Source organism: Thermomicrobium sp. CFH 73360 (genome assembly GCF_023806465.1).
In the GTDB taxonomy this organism is placed as follows: Bacteria; Chloroflexota; Chloroflexia; order Thermomicrobiales; family Thermomicrobiaceae; genus Thermomicrobium.
Genome location: NZ_JAMSLS010000004.1, coordinates 103,915 through 117,272, shown reverse-complemented (window position 1 = coordinate 117,272; position 13,358 = coordinate 103,915). Strand labels below are relative to the sequence as shown.

General features: G+C 58.7%; 15 protein-coding genes and 1 tRNA gene. 8 read left to right on the top strand and 8 right to left on the bottom strand.

Translation table 11 applies throughout. The features are described from left to right. Positions 1-100: 100 nt before the first annotated feature. The 3 genes from NET03_RS09170 to NET03_RS09160 are packed head-to-tail and all read left to right on the top strand — an operon-like array spanning position 101 to position 2,050. Positions 101-646, top strand: coding sequence for a cob(I)yrinic acid a,c-diamide adenosyltransferase (locus NET03_RS09170; protein WP_252128615.1), 546 nt, complete (start codon positions 101-103; stop codon positions 644-646). A gap of 17 nt (positions 647-663) precedes the next feature. Further along, positions 664-1,077: a cobalamin B12-binding domain-containing protein gene (locus tag NET03_RS09165; protein WP_252128614.1), complete on the top strand. Its 414-nt coding sequence runs from the start codon at positions 664-666 to the stop codon at positions 1,075-1,077. Between the two features lie 7 nt (positions 1,078-1,084). Next, positions 1,085-2,050 carry an ArgK/MeaB family GTPase gene (locus NET03_RS09160; RefSeq protein ID WP_252128613.1) on the top strand — a complete coding sequence of 322 codons (966 nt, stop codon included), beginning with the start codon at positions 1,085-1,087 and terminating at the stop codon, positions 2,048-2,050. Here the strand turns inward: NET03_RS09160 and larB are convergent. From larB to ruvC, 3 genes are read right to left on the bottom strand one after another with little or no spacing between them, the layout of a single operon-like run. Beyond that, positions 2,011-2,808 (bottom strand): nickel pincer cofactor biosynthesis protein LarB, encoded by a 798-nt coding sequence (gene larB / locus NET03_RS09155; protein WP_252128612.1) that lies wholly within the window; start codon positions 2,806-2,808, stop codon positions 2,011-2,013. The genes NET03_RS09160 and larB overlap by 40 nt on opposite strands. Then, positions 2,805-3,602, bottom strand: coding sequence for a TlyA family RNA methyltransferase (locus NET03_RS09150; RefSeq protein WP_252128611.1), 798 nt, complete (start codon positions 3,600-3,602; stop codon positions 2,805-2,807). The genes larB and NET03_RS09150 overlap by 4 nt, the downstream gene beginning before the upstream one ends. Then, positions 3,577-4,089 (bottom strand): crossover junction endodeoxyribonuclease RuvC, encoded by a 513-nt coding sequence (gene ruvC, locus NET03_RS09145; protein ID WP_252128610.1) that lies wholly within the window; start codon positions 4,087-4,089, stop codon positions 3,577-3,579. The genes NET03_RS09150 and ruvC overlap by 26 nt, the downstream gene beginning before the upstream one ends. 284 nt (positions 4,090-4,373) lie before the next feature. Here ruvC and rpoD point away from each other — a divergent pair, with 284 nt between their 5' ends. Next, a complete protein-coding gene (rpoD, locus tag NET03_RS09140; RefSeq protein ID WP_353655809.1) occupies positions 4,374-5,489 on the top strand; it encodes an RNA polymerase sigma factor RpoD in 1,116 nt (371 codons plus the stop codon). A 90-nt stretch (positions 5,490-5,579) separates the two neighbouring features. After that, positions 5,580-6,245, top strand: coding sequence for a DsbA family oxidoreductase (locus NET03_RS09135; protein ID WP_252128609.1), 666 nt, complete (start codon positions 5,580-5,582; stop codon positions 6,243-6,245). Here NET03_RS09135 and fabF read toward each other — a convergent pair. Beyond that, complete coding sequence (gene fabF / locus NET03_RS09130) at positions 6,233-7,474, bottom strand: beta-ketoacyl-ACP synthase II (protein ID WP_252128608.1); 1,242 nt, start codon at positions 7,472-7,474, stop codon at positions 6,233-6,235. The genes NET03_RS09135 and fabF overlap by 13 nt on opposite strands. 4 nt (positions 7,475-7,478) lie before the next feature. After that, positions 7,479-8,462, bottom strand: coding sequence for a 2-hydroxyacid dehydrogenase (locus NET03_RS09125; protein WP_252128607.1), 984 nt, complete (start codon positions 8,460-8,462; stop codon positions 7,479-7,481). Here NET03_RS09125 and NET03_RS09120 point away from each other — a divergent pair. Next, on the top strand, positions 8,446-8,628 hold the full coding sequence (locus tag NET03_RS09120; protein WP_252128606.1) for a hypothetical protein: 183 nt from the start codon (positions 8,446-8,448) through the stop codon (positions 8,626-8,628). The two genes, NET03_RS09125 and NET03_RS09120, sit on opposite strands and share 17 nt — an antisense overlap. A 474-nt stretch (positions 8,629-9,102) precedes the next feature. Here the strand turns inward: NET03_RS09120 and NET03_RS09115 are convergent. Further along, positions 9,103-9,174: transfer RNA gene (locus NET03_RS09115), tRNA-Asn, on the bottom strand. A 300-nt stretch (positions 9,175-9,474) separates the two neighbouring features. Here NET03_RS09115 and NET03_RS09110 point away from each other — a divergent pair. Next, complete coding sequence (locus NET03_RS09110; protein WP_252128605.1) at positions 9,475-10,464, top strand: ornithine cyclodeaminase family protein; 990 nt, start codon at positions 9,475-9,477, stop codon at positions 10,462-10,464. A 97-nt stretch (positions 10,465-10,561) separates the two neighbouring features. Here the strand turns inward: NET03_RS09110 and NET03_RS09105 are convergent, their stop codons facing one another. Together NET03_RS09105 and NET03_RS09100 are read right to left on the bottom strand one after the other, a co-directional pair. After that, positions 10,562-12,280 carry a complex I 51 kDa subunit family protein gene (locus tag NET03_RS09105; protein WP_252128604.1) on the bottom strand — a complete coding sequence of 573 codons (1,719 nt, stop codon included), beginning with the start codon at positions 12,278-12,280 and terminating at the stop codon, positions 10,562-10,564. Next, positions 12,264-12,806: an NADH-quinone oxidoreductase subunit NuoE family protein gene (locus NET03_RS09100; protein ID WP_252128603.1), complete on the bottom strand. Its 543-nt coding sequence runs from the start codon at positions 12,804-12,806 to the stop codon at positions 12,264-12,266. Before NET03_RS09100 ends, NET03_RS09105 begins: the two co-directional genes overlap by 17 nt. A gap of 97 nt (positions 12,807-12,903) precedes the next feature. Between NET03_RS09100 and NET03_RS09095 the strand changes: the two genes are divergently transcribed. Further along, the gene (locus NET03_RS09095) at positions 12,904-13,353 is read left to right on the top strand and encodes a DnaJ family domain-containing protein (RefSeq protein WP_252128602.1); all 450 of its coding nucleotides are present in this window, start codon (positions 12,904-12,906) and stop codon (positions 13,351-13,353) included. The last annotated feature ends 5 nt before the right edge of the window (positions 13,354-13,358 follow it).

Here is a 13,358-nt window from a genome sequence, read left to right as displayed (position 1 = left end):
AAACAGTCGGTTGCCAAGACCTCGTATTCACCCGACCCATGGATGGGTGCTGCCTTCCGGTCGGATACGAGGAAGCGGAAGCGCGAAACGGGGGAACGCAATGGGTGCGGAACCAGGACAGAATGGGCGCGGATACATGATGCTGTTAGTCGGGGACGAGCGTCGCACTTCGGATGCTGCGCTCGGCATCGCGTTGCGCGGTGCCGGACATGGTTTGCGCGTGCACATCATCGAGTTTCTCAAAACCGGACGTGAGCGCGGTGAGGTTGCCGCTGTCTCCTTCCTCACAGGTGTCACACTCTCCCAATATGGGATGATCGACGTGCGCACGCGTCCGGAAGAATTCCGCGGTCCGGCTATCTCGCCGGAACGGTTGCAGGCGGCACTCCGTGAGGCCCGTGACCACGTGCTGCGCCGGGTCACCAATATCCTCATTCTGGATGGTCTGCTAACACTGGTCGACGAAGGTATGGTAGAGGATAAGGCGATTCTGGAGCTCGTCGAACGGGCTGCTCCCTGGACCGATATCGTGTTGACCGGACGTGCAGCGAGTCCAGCCCTGCACGATGCAGCGGATAGCGTCACGCTAATGCAAACAATCAAAGTTCGGGAACACGAACCACTACGTCGAGGCCTGCACTACTGATAAGGAGGCTTTGGACGATGCGTCGCAGACCGATTCGTGTTCTCATCGCCAAGCCTGGTTTGGACGGACATGATCGTGGGGCAAAAGTGCTCGCTCGTGCACTTCGGGATGCCGGAATGGAAGTCATTTACACAGGTTTATTCCAGACCCCTGAGTCGATCGCGCAGACCGCTGTCGATGAAGATGTCGACGTGGTGGGGTTGAGCATCTTGTCTGGTGCCCACAACCAGCTTGTGCCAGAAGTGATCCGCGCTCTGCGCGAACACGGAAAGGGTGACGCACTGATACTTGTCGGTGGCATTATCCCTCAGGACGACATCCCCTTTTTGAAGGTTCAAGGAGTGGCGGAAGTCTTTGGCCCGGGAACCTCGCTGGCTGAGATTGTGCGGTACATCGAATCGCGTGTTCCGGACGTCGTGCCCAACGGGTAAATCGGCGATGATTGCGCAGTGGGACTCGCTGCTCGAGCGTGTACGTTTGCGAGATCGGTTAGCACTTGCTCGTGCGATCTCGTTGCTGGAGCGGAATCCCGAACTCGGGCATGACCTCGATATCGAGCGATCACGGCAAGCGCTGGTTGTGGCTGTTGCCGGTCCGCCAGGGGCTGGGAAGAGTACCCTTCTGGGAGCGCTCGCGAGTGAAATGACGCGCCGCGATGCGACTGTCGCGATCCTGGCTTTTGATCCGATCAGTCCGCGGTCTGGTGGCGCGATCCTGGGCGATCGTATCCGGATGTTAGAGTCGGCGCATCACCCCCAGGTCTTCGTTCGTTCTCTGGCGGCGCGTGATCCCTATGGAGCGGGTACTCCACAACTGCCGACCTTACTCGCGCTGCTCGATGCATACGGTTTCGATTTCATTTTCCTGGAATCGGTCGGCGCTGGTCAGGAAGCTTCTCCGCTTGTTCAGGTCGCGGATGTCGTTCTCCTTGTCCTCGTCCCTGGGTTGGGGGACAGCATCCAGACACTGAAGGCCGGCGTCCTGGAGTTGGCTGACATCGTGGTCGTCAACAAGGCCGACCGACCAGGAGCCGAGGATGTGGTCCGTGATCTCTCGGCGTATTACCGACTCATCGCCGAGTCCCCAGAGTCTGCTCCTCCAATTCTCCGAGCAATCGCTTCTGCAGGCGAAGGGGTGACTGAGATTGCAGAGGCTCTAATTGAGCTCCGTGACCGACGCGCCGCTGCAGGGATACCGGAGCAGCACCGTGAGGAGCAGGCAGCGCGGTCGTGGGAGGTGCGTGTCCGACACCGCTGTCATCTCTTGATTACGGAGCTCCTCAACGAGTTCTTGGCGGAGGACCGCGGGACGGGACGCTGGCGAGCGCTGGAGGCGCGATTCTATCGCGAGCTTGCGCAGCGCCTTCAGGTGTTGGCCGAGTCAATCAGAGCAGATTCAGACTGACGCCGTAGTGCAGCGCAGCGGTTGGCGATCTTGGCGGCAGCTGCGGCAGCGCCGACTCCGTTGTCAATATTGACGACGACGAGGCCGGGAGCGCAGGTCTGCAGCATACTCTGCAGCGCTGCTACTCCACCACCGCCAAAACCGTAGCCGGTGGGCGTTGGCAAGCCGATCACGGGAACGTCCACGAGTCCTGCCACGACGCTCGGCAAAACTCCATCCATTCCTGCGGCGACAATGAGTACGTCGGCATCCCACGCGACGATCAGCTCCTCAAGCGCCGGCACTAGTCGATGCAGACCGGCGACACCGACGTCATGCACGACACGCACGGTACAACCAAGTTCCTCCGCGACGAATTGAGCCTCTTCTGCAGCGGGGAGGTCCGAAGCACCAGCCGTCAGAATTCCAACTCGTCCCCCGCTGGGTGTCGGAACAGCGCCCTCGTGCCACAGCACGACGGTACGACCTGACTCGGTGTACCGTGCCTGGACATCTGGAAAGGCGGCGAGCAAATGATCGCGCTGATGTGCTGCCAATCGGCTAATCAAGACGCGGCCTCGCCGTTCGAGTAAGAGCGTGACACTTGCGACGAGTTGCTCGTGCGTTTTCCCTTCGGCAAGGACGATCTCGGGAATACCCGTACGGATCTCTCGCTCCGGATCCACCCACACTCCAGGATTCGAGCGAGCGCTCAGCATTTCGCCAGAGAGTGCTGCCCGCAGTGTACGGAAGGGGTCGCATCGTGAACGTTCGTTCATCGATCCGATTCCATCTCGCCTAACACACTCGAAATGAGTGACTCCGGGTCAAGCGAAGTCACTCCATCACGCCGCAAGAGTAGCAGGAATTCGATGTTTCCTTCCGCCCCCCTGATCGGTGACCGTACGAGACCTTCCACGCTGAAGCCGAGTTCCAGCGCTGTCGCAATGATACGTTCCAGCACTTCGCGGTGGACCGCGGGGTCACGGACGATACCTCCCTTCCCTACTTTCCCCTTCCCTGCCTCGAACTGCGGCTTGACGAGCGCGATGACTCGACCGCCCGGCCGCAGGACACGACGGGCAGCGGGAAGTACAAGTCGCAGAGAAATGAACGAAACATCGATTGTCACTAGATCGATCGGTTCAGGGAGGGATTCAAGATAACGCACATTGGTGCGTTCCATGACGAGGACACGTGGATCCTGCCGAAGTCGGTAGTGTAACTGGCCGTACCCGACATCAATGGCGTAGACACGGCGTGCCCCATGCTGAAGGAGTGCGTCAGTGAACCCGCCTGTGGATGCTCCAAAATCGGCGCAGACAAGGCCATTCACGTCGATGGCAAACATGCGCAAGGCGTATTCGAGCTTTTCGCCGCCACGACTCACGTAGCGCGGCTCTTGGGTCAGCCGGAGTTCGGTATCGGGCGGCAAGAGCTCTCCTGGCTTCTCGACACGGCGATCACCGTGCCAGACACGGCCAGCCATGATGAGTGCACGTGCCTGGCTTCGTGTCGTCGCCAACCCTCGCGTCAGAAGGAGTTCGTCAGCCCGGACCCGGCGCTTGCTCATGGCTCTCTTTGATCCACGGAGAGCGGAGATGATGCAGGTGGCAGAGAGCAATTGCGAGGGCGTCAGCTGCATCGTCCGGCTGGGGAATCGTGGGTAGTTGCAAGAGTAAACGAACCATTTCTTGCATTTGGCGCTTTCCTGCGCGTCCGTAGCCACCGATGGCCTGTTTTACTTGCGCTGGGGTGTACTCGACGACAGGGATGCTGAATTGGCCACAGAGCAGCAAGACGACTCCGCGAGCTTGGCCGACTGCAAGCGCAGTCGTCACATTCCGTGCGAAGAAGAGCTGTTCCAGGGCGACAACATCAGGTTGCCACTGTTGAAGTACTCGACGAAGCTCCTCGTATAAGAACACCAATCGTCGTTCTGGTCTGAGCTGTGCCGCTGTGCTCACCACCCCATAGGTTAGAGCTCGGGGAGTCTCGGGGTCGGCAACGATCCCGTATCCCAGGAGAGCCATTCCCGGATCGATACCGAGTACACGCAACGGATCACGAACCTCTCTTTGTAGAGCTGCCGTTTCCGACATTTCGAACACGGATATGGATGTGCTTCGTCGACAATCGCTTGAAATGATAGCAAAAACGCAGTATACTTTCGGGCGGAGTGTACGCTGGATCGCCGCGTCAACAAGCGGAAAGGACAGCGGGTGAAAGGCGAACGAGACTCGCCAGAACCACTCGCCAGTGACCGGCCCTCGTTATCTTCTTCGCTCTGCAGGGCGTGTTGAGCAGGTGCCGACCGGTGAGTGGGGGTCTGATCATGGATTCGATGGACCTGCATGCGCTGGATGGGTTGACCGAATCGTACTTCGGTCCCGATGAGACCCTTCCTTCCTTGGCTGATCTTGACGATTCCTCACTCGATGACAGCTTGAGCGTCCTCGAGAGTGAAACCAGTCTTGCACCCCCACGCACCTCGCTTCTCCATCGCCGACTGCGTGATCAACATGAGCGTCTTGACCTCGAGGACGGTATCGGAATCAGCGACACGGTGCGACTGTATTTGCAGGAGATCGGTGAGACGGCTCTGCTCACACCACAGGAAGAGGTTTGGCTCGCACAACGGATCGAACGCGGCAAGATCGCTCAGGCTCGCCTCGAGCGAGGGGACTATGCGTCCGAGGAGGAGCGGCAGGCGCTCCTCCATGACAAAGAGGACGGCGAGCGTGCACGTGCTCACCTTATCCAAGCGAACTTGCGTCTAGTTGTCAGCGTTGCGAAGAAATACATCGGCCGTGGTTTGTCCTTTCTGGATCTGATCCAGGAAGGCAACATCGGCCTCATGAAGGCCACCGAAAAGTTTGATTACAAGCGCGGGTACAAGTTTTCCACGTATGCAACTTGGTGGATTCGACAAGCGATCACCCGAGCCATCTCCGATCAGAGCCGGACAATCCGTCTCCCAGTGCACGTTGGCGAAACGATTAATCGGATCAAGAAAATGAGCCATCGGCTTCAGCAAATCTTGGAGCGTGAGCCAACTCAGCTCGAGGTCGCCCGAGCGCTCGACATGCCAGAAGAAAAGATTCGTCAGATCCTGGAAGCAGCACGTCTCCCGGTTTCCCTCGAAGCTCCGATCGGACAGGACGGTGATGCGTTCTTGGGTGATTTCATTGAAGACGAGACGCAGCCACCGCCAATCGAGGTCGCATCCCAGCAGTTACTCCGGCAGCAGCTGGAAGAGGCGCTGAGCCGCCTTACGGAGCGCGAGCGTCGTATTATCGTGCTCCGCTACGGCTTGGAGGACGGTCAGTTCCGGACACTCGAAGAGGTCGGTCGAGAGTTCGGTATCACACGCGAGCGCATCCGGCAAATCGAGGCCAAGGCTCTCCGGAAGCTCCGCCACCCAAGCTGCAGCCGCATGCTCCGTGGCTACCTCGACTGATTCGTGTATGCTTCGCGCATGTTCTCGAGTCTACCGTCTTGCTAACCTTAGGCCTGTGTCAGTTCACGACGTGAGCAAGGCGGTGCGGCGGTGCTCGAGATCGAGTTTTGGTCCGATCTCCACTGTCCTTGGGCCTATGTAACCGCAAGGCGGCTGCGCCGTGCGCTACAGCGGTTTCCGCACCCGGTACGGGTGTACTGGCGCTATTGGCCTCTGGAGTTAGTGGACCGTGTTGGCACACCGCGTGCTGCAGTTGAAGCAGAGCGCGCTATTCTTTCCCAGGTCGAACCGGACGCTTTTGCCTTGTGGCAGCGTGATGATTATCCCGTCACGTTTTTGCCTGCAATGGCCATCGCGAAGGCGGCAAGTTTCCAGGGAGAGGAAGTTGCGGGTGAGGTCGACTTCGCGATACGTGAGGGATTCTTTCTTTATCAGCGCAATGTTGCGCTTATCCCGGAGCTCTTTGAAATTGTAAGCCAAACATCCGTCGATCTGGCTCGCCTGGAACACGACTTCTGGTTGGGTCATGGCTGGCGTCGTTTGTGGGATGATTGGCAGGCAAGTCAGCAGCGGCCGATTCAGGGAAGTCCTCACCTCTTCGTCGTTAGTGGACAACGTGACGTCCATAACCCGGGAATTGAAATTCGACAATCGTCTCATGGATATCCCATTATCGTTCAGGATGATCCCGACTATCTGTTGAAGTGGCTTCATCTTGCGTGGAGAGAAGTTACGGGCGGACATCAAGAGGAATAGCGGCTGAGAATCAACACAGCATTATGCCCACCGAACCCGAAGGCGTTCGTCATGACGTAGTGAAGGGATGCTGCGCGCGGTTGGTTCGGAACATAGTCGAGGTCACACTCCGGATCAGGTTCGCGCAGATGCCATGTTGGCGGAATCATTTGGTGCTGAAGTGCTAAGATGCAGATGGCCGCTTCCAGTGCACCTGCTGCACCGAGCAGGTGACCAGTAAGTGCCTTTGTCGAACTAACGGGCGGCACCGCCTGGCCAGAGCCGAACAGCTGTTTTATTGCGGCGGTCTCCACCGTGTCGTTGAGGGGTGTACTTGTGCCGTGAGCGTTAATATAGTCGATGTCTCGCGTCAGAAGTCCTGCATCGTCCAATGCAGACTTCATGGCAGCGACTGCACCGGATCCATCCACGCAAGGTTGGACGATGTGGTAGGCGTCGGCAGTCGTACCGTAGCCGAGGACCTCCGCGAGGATCGGTGCTCCGCGCCGCCGAGCATGGTCCTCCGACTCCAAGACGAGCACCGCCGCACCTTCAGCGATGACGAAGCCATCGCGTGTGCGATCGAACGGGCGGCTTGCTGTCTCTGGCTCGTCGTTCCGTCGTGAAAGTGCTTGCAGTGCGGCAAACCCGGCGATGACCGTGCGTGTGAGAGGGGCCTCGCTACCGCCTGCAAGCGCAATGTCGGCGCGTTCCTCTCGGATCATCCGCGCAGCCTCGCCGATCGCATTCGCACCACTGGCGCAGGCTGACAACGTAGCGAAGTTCGGTCCCCGGGCTCCGGTGAGAATCGCGACGTATCCTGCGGCCATGTCGGCAAGAAACATCGGAATCAGGAATGGACTCACCCGTGCGGGCCCACGCGCCTGGAGTGTTTCAACGCCTGCCTCGAACGTCTCGACGCCACCCAGTGCTGACCCAATCACGACGGCAGTGCGTTCGGCGACTGCCGGAGTCAATTCAAGCCGGGCTGCTTGGAGTGCCTGCATGGCCGCTACGACTGCGAACTGGATGAAGCGGTCGGTCCGTCGCGCTTCTTTTGGGGGAAGAAAGCGCTCGGCCTCAAATTCCTTCACCTCTCCTGCGACGCGACTCGGCAGATCTGCGGGATCGATTCTCGTGAGTATTCTCGTTCCTGATCGACCCTCCATAAGGGACGTCCAAACACTGACTGCGTCGTTCCCGATAGGGGTGACGAAGCCAAGACCGGTCACCACGACGCGTCGGCGCACCTTGTTATCCTTTCCGATGCAGTTCGTCCCAATTGAGCGAACGGGGTGGGCGTTCACCTCGCAGTGCGGCGACCAGGTTTTCAGCAGCGAGCTGAGCCATCCGTGCTCGTGTGACCTCACTAGCGCTCGCGATGTGCGGGGTGACGATGACGTTGGGGCACTGCAAGAGTGGATGGTCGGCCGGCAGCGGCTCCGGATCCGTGACGTCAAGTCCGGCACCCCACAAGCGTCGGTCACGAAGTGCTGCCACGAGGGCGTCTGTATCCACGACTGCTCCTCGCGCTGTGTTGATCAGCATGGCGTTCGGTTTCATGAGAGCCAATTCACGAGCCCCAATGAGTTTCCTGGTCTCAGGCGTTAGCGGCACGTGTAGTGTAACGATATCACTCTCAGCTAGCAGCTGATCGAGTGGCAGAAAGGTTGCTCGTAGTTGCTGTTCAATCTCGGGCGGTCGTTGCTCCCGGTCGGTATAGACCACGCGCATCCGGAAACCGCTCGCACGTCGTGCGACAGCCTGGCCGATGCGACCGAAACCAACAATGCCCAGCGTCGCTCCTGCCACATCTTGCCCGAGGAAGCCGAGCGGCTCCCAAGTTCGCCACTGGCCGCGATGGACAGCGTCTGCAGCTTCACAGACATGCCGTGCGACGGCAAGGATGAGAGCCCAGGTGAAGTCTGCGGTCGTCTCCGTCAGAACATCTGGCGTGATACAGACGACGACACCCCGAGCGGTGCACGCCTCGACATCGATGTTGTCAAAGCCGACGGCCATGTTACTGACGGCTTTGATTGATGGTAAGGCATCAAGGAGTTTGGCGTCGATTCGTTCGGTGAGGAGGGTGAGGAGACCATCAGCATCTTTGGCGAATTGGAGGAGTTCTTCACGCGTCGGCGGTAATGGTCCAGGCCAGATCCTGACCTCGTATCCTGCGCGCCGGAGTACCTCGATTCCCGTTTCGGGGATTCGTCTGGTGACGACTACTCGCACGCTCGTCTCCTTCTTCCCAATTGCCACTTTCGGCCTCTCTGTCGTCCGACACGCGATCGGACTGATCGGATTCTATCGCCCTCTGCGGCTCTTGATGGTAAGAGACGGTCACAATTTGAGCTCAGAAGTGCCACTGATGCCGGTGGTGGCGAACCTTTACGAGTAGGGACGGCTCTGGTGGTTCTGCCGAGTGGGTACTGAACAGCGGTGTGACACCAGCAGCGCGAAAGGGAAGGATGAGCAGCCACTTTGCCGGTACTCTGTCTCCTGATGTGGTCGTTCCGTCGGCAGATTAAGAGTGCGCTTGTGAAGAGATAGCGATATTGCCGAGGCTCGCGGAGCGGCGTGGCCAAGTGACTTCGATAGCGGATGCCTTCCCTGGTGCAAGAGACCAACTTCACTCGTACCAAGGACCGGAAGTGGACCGGGACTTACCTCCAGTAAGGAGGCCGAGCGGCTCCGAAGTTGGTGGGGAACAGAGCATCTCTTCCTCACCTCCAACGTGAGCACGGGATCGTCCGCACGTCGTCTCCGGAAGGTCGGTCAAATCTGTTCCGTCGCTTCTGGAAGAAAAGAAAACACCTCGCAGGATGTCAGCGAGGTGAGCGCTTTGCTGTCGAGGCCTGACCTGGAATACCGGCTCCCCGAGCAGGATTCGAACCTGCAACCTTGCGGTTAACAGCCGCCTGCTCTACCGTTGAGCTATCGGGGACCGCTCCTCGATTGTCGCACTCGGATTCTGCCACAGGTCTTGGCAGTTCGTCAAGGGTTTCTGTGTGGGGGGAACGGCGTCGTTAGCGTTGCAGGGATATGTCGTCCAAGGCCATTGTCCGCGTCTCCCCTTCACTTCGCCTCCGCCGACTTCCTTTCTCCATCCCCCTTTCTCCCCGCCTCCCCTACTCAACCTTTGCCTTCCCGTCACGCCCCCCTATCGTCCCCCATACTCACGTCGCCGTGTTACACTGCGGCTGACAAGGATCGAGCCGGTGACGTTGTGAAAGGACTCCTAGACATGCGCATCCTGACGCGGCATGACGTCTATCGTCTCGTCCCAATGTCAGTTGCCATCGAGCTTGTCACACGGGCATTCCGCGATCTCTCTCTCGGCCAAGCACATGCGCCGCTCCGCACGCCAATCGAAATCCCCGATCATCTCGGGACAACACTTTTTATGCCGGCTTATGTTCCTTCCTCCGGTGGACTCGGCCTGAAGGTGGTTTCCGTCTTCCCTGAGAATCCCTCGCGCTATCAGAAACCTACCATCCATGCGGCGGTTCTCACTGTCTCCCCAGAAACGGGTGAACCTACTGCGCTCTTAGACGGCACCTACCTCACTGCGCTTCGCACTGGAGCAGCGTCCGGTGCAGCAACGAAGCTTTTGGCGCGTCCTGACTCACACCGACTCCTCGTCATCGGTGCAGGCGCCCAAGGACCGACACAAGCGTGGGCAGTTCTCACCGTTCGCCCAATTGAAACAATTTATGTCTATGACCGAGTTCCAGAAGCAAGTGCGACCTTCGCGCAGCGCCTGCGTGAATTAGCACCAGATCATCAGGCCGAGGTGATTCCGATCGACGACATGACATCAGTTCTTCCGACGGTTGACATCATTTGTACCGCCACAACTGCACGCGAGCCCTTGTTTCACGATGCCCATGTTCCCGCTGGCGTTCACATCAATGCGATCGGTGCGTTCACGCCCGAGATGCAGGAGATTCCACCGGAAACGGTTGCTCGGGCCTACGTGGTGGTCGACTCCGTCGCTGCCGCGTTGGCCGAAGCTGGAGATCTCATTAAACCATTGCGCGCTGGGTCAATCGATGAATCCCATATCCAGACAGAACTTGGTGAAATTGTGGCCGGTTTCAAGCCGGCCAGAACGTCCCCTGAGCAAATCACCTTGTTCAAGTCGGTCGGCAATGCTGTACAAGACCTCGCTGTCGCAGCTGAGGCAGTCCGGCGTGCTCAGGCTGAAGGATACGGACAAGAGATCGAGCTTTGATTCACGCTTCACTCATCCAACACGGAGCCAGACCAATGCCTGAGGATCTGTGCGATCCTCAGGCTTCTCACCCATGGTCTTCTCAGGATTGTCGCTCTTAGAGCGCTATCGGCGCTACGGCTGTCATTGGACACACTCCAGCGCGGCAGCGTCGCTCGGTAATGTGCTCAATGAATTCCTCGCGAAAGCGCTCCAACATTCCCAGGAGCGGCATTGGTGCGACCTGCCCAAGGCCACACAGCGAGAGATCGATAATGTGCTTACTCGCGTACCGGATCACATCGAGATCCTCGGGTCTACCGAATCCATGCCGAATCCGATCGAGGATCTCCACCAGGGCAGGAGTTCCTAAGCGACACGGAGTGCATTTTCCGCAAGATTCAAATCGGCTGAATGCCACCAGGTACCGTGCGAAGTCAACTGCGCAGACCGTGTCGTCGAAGACTACAAACCCACCCGATCCCAACATTGCACCACGGGGGGTCAACGCATCGAAGTCCACTGGAACATCAAGTTCTTCCTCCCGTAGTGGTCCGGCTGAGACACCCCCAGTTTGGACACCTTTGAACCGATAGCCGTCGCGCAGACCGCCGAATACCTCAAATATCAGCTGGCGCATGGGCATCCCCAGCTCGATCTCAGCGACCCCGAGATACCTCACCGGTCCTTGCATCGTGACAAGTTTCGTTCCCGTACTCTCCTTGGTCCCGAGCGCAGCATACCAGGAACCACCGTTGCGGATGATTGCCGGGATCGATGCAAACGTCTCGGTATTATTCAGCACCGTTGGTCGCTTCCAAAGTCCTTCCTCTACGGAGCGGGGCGGCTTGGTACGCGGTTGACCTCGTTGGCCCATGATGGCATACATGAGCGCAGATCCTTCGCCACAGATGTACGCTCCACCTCCCGTTCGGACACGGACGTGGCACGAGAAGCCGCTCCCGAGGATGTTATCCCCAAGAAGTCCCAGCTCGTACGCTTGCTCAACCGCCTTCTGAAATCGCCGCAAGGCGAGTGCGTGCTCACCACCGATGTAGTTGTATCCATGCTGCGTCTCCAGAGCGTAGCAACCAATCAGGAGGCCTTCAAGGACAAGATGCGGATTTGTCTCGAGCAGTCGACGATCTTTAAAGACGTTCGGTTCTCCCTCGTGGCTGTTGACCACCACGTATTTCGGCCATGCTGGTGTACGGCGACCGCTTTCCCACTTGATACCCGTCGGGAAACCTGCCCCACCGCGACCCCGGAGGTTGGACGTCTTCACCTCGTTGACGACCTCTTCCGGCGTCATCTCCAACAATGCCTTCAGAAAAGCCCGGTATCCCCCTGTCGCAATGTAGTCATCGATCGATTCTGGGTCGATGATGCCGGCCTGTTCAAGCAGTAGGCGCCGCTGAGAACGGAGGAACGGGTGTTCTCGTAGAGCAGGAATGCCTCGCCAGCTTTCTCCTGCACGGACACCAAGGGCCCACTCGGGACGCAGCTCACCTCGCCGGAGCGCGTCGAGGAGGTCGGGAACTCGGTCGGTAGTCATCCAGCCATAGACGATCGGTGGCTGACCTGGCAGTTTGATTTCAACAAATGGTTCGGCAAAGCACCATCCGGCGCAACCGACTCGTCGGAGCACACCAGGGATATGTCCGTCGGAGAGCAGCAACTCGAGGTGACGGTACGTTTCTAACGCCCCCTTGGCAATACTGCACTCGCTGATGCCGACCGAGATCACCCATCGATCACCAGACCAGAGCGTCTCCCACCGCTGCTCCGCCTGCGCTGCATATTGCTCAAACGCCCTTCGGTCACTCAGTCGACCCATCGGCTGCCTCCGTCTGCGCTTCGCCCTGTAATTCCGCGATGAGGGCTTGTAGTCGCTCGAGGCTCAGAAGGCCCACATACTCGTGATGATCCAGTTGGGCGACCGGAGCCAAGTCACAGACCCCAAGACACCCGTTGAAGACGTGAACTGTGAGTGCGCCATCGGGAGTTGTCCCCTGTCCAGTGATCCCATAGCGCTCGTGCAGAAACTCGACCAATCTACCTGCCCCTGCAACATAGCATGCCGCTCCATGGCAAATCCACAGAAAATGCCTCCCTGGCGGTTCTGTCCGAAAGTCAGCATAGAATGTCAAGAGTCCATAGATCCGGTTGGTCGTCACTCCGAGATGCTCTGCAATCAATTGCGCGGCCTCCGGCGGAACCCAACCGAAGAGTCGCTGGGCTTCCTGGCAAGCCCCCACTACAAGTTCTTGCGCTTCGCGGTAGTCCCGCGGCCGAAACCGTTCTTCCAGTACCCGCCGCAATGGTTCCAGGTCTACCGTCTGCCCTGCCTTCGTCGGCTTCATCGGCATTTCCCTCCCAGCGACCACGCCCTGGCCGCCAGTATACCGCGCTGACACACGCACTCTGCTGCAGCTATACTGTGGCACAAGGAGTAATCATGTGTTTTGGCTTGATCGGCTGGTCGAGGAACGAATCCGCACCGCGCAGGAGCAGGGAGCCTTCCAAAATCTCCCGGGCGAAGGGCGACCGTTACCTGATGACCATGAACCGTCTACCGAAGCGTGGGCGGCTCATCGTTTACTGAAAAGGCATGGCCTACTTCCTGATTGGCTTCAACTTCGCAAAGAGATCTACAGTGAACGTCAAATCGTTCGCCAGGCTTGGGACGAGTACTGGCGCGCCGTCGACGAACTCGATCTCGCTGATCCGGCACATGCCGCACTTCTTCGTCGTCTTGCCTGGCGCTACCGTGAACTCGCCCGCGCCTTGAATCGCAAGATCGATCAGCACAATCTCCGCTGTCCGTCGATGGCTCACGAACTCGTGCGGTTTCCTGAGGACATGATCGAACGCGAATGGCGCCGACGCGGTGGTACTCCCCCGGAGTGAGAAAC

Excerpts from the sequence above, each read along its gene's own strand:
- NET03_RS09160 (WP_252128613.1), top strand. The coding sequence starts at position 1,085 with ATGATTGCGCAGTGGGACTCGCTGCTCGAGCGTGTACGTTTGCGAGAT.
- rpoD (WP_353655809.1), top strand. The coding sequence starts at position 4,374 with ATGGACCTGCATGCGCTGGATGGGTTGACCGAATCGTACTTCGGTCCC.
- NET03_RS09100 (WP_252128603.1), bottom strand. The coding sequence starts at position 12,806 with ATGAAGCCGACGAAGGCAGGGCAGACGGTAGACCTGGAACCATTGCGG.
- larB (WP_252128612.1), bottom strand. The coding sequence starts at position 2,808 with ATGAACGAACGTTCACGATGCGACCCCTTCCGTACACTGCGGGCAGCA.
- NET03_RS09170 (WP_252128615.1), top strand. The coding sequence starts at position 101 with ATGGGTGCGGAACCAGGACAGAATGGGCGCGGATACATGATGCTGTTA.
- NET03_RS09110 (WP_252128605.1), top strand. The coding sequence starts at position 9,475 with ATGCGCATCCTGACGCGGCATGACGTCTATCGTCTCGTCCCAATGTCA.
- NET03_RS09150 (WP_252128611.1), bottom strand. The coding sequence starts at position 3,602 with ATGAGCAAGCGCCGGGTCCGGGCTGACGAACTCCTTCTGACGCGAGGG.
- NET03_RS09105 (WP_252128604.1), bottom strand. The coding sequence starts at position 12,280 with ATGGGTCGACTGAGTGACCGAAGGGCGTTTGAGCAATATGCAGCGCAG.
- NET03_RS09165 (WP_252128614.1), top strand. The coding sequence starts at position 664 with ATGCGTCGCAGACCGATTCGTGTTCTCATCGCCAAGCCTGGTTTGGAC.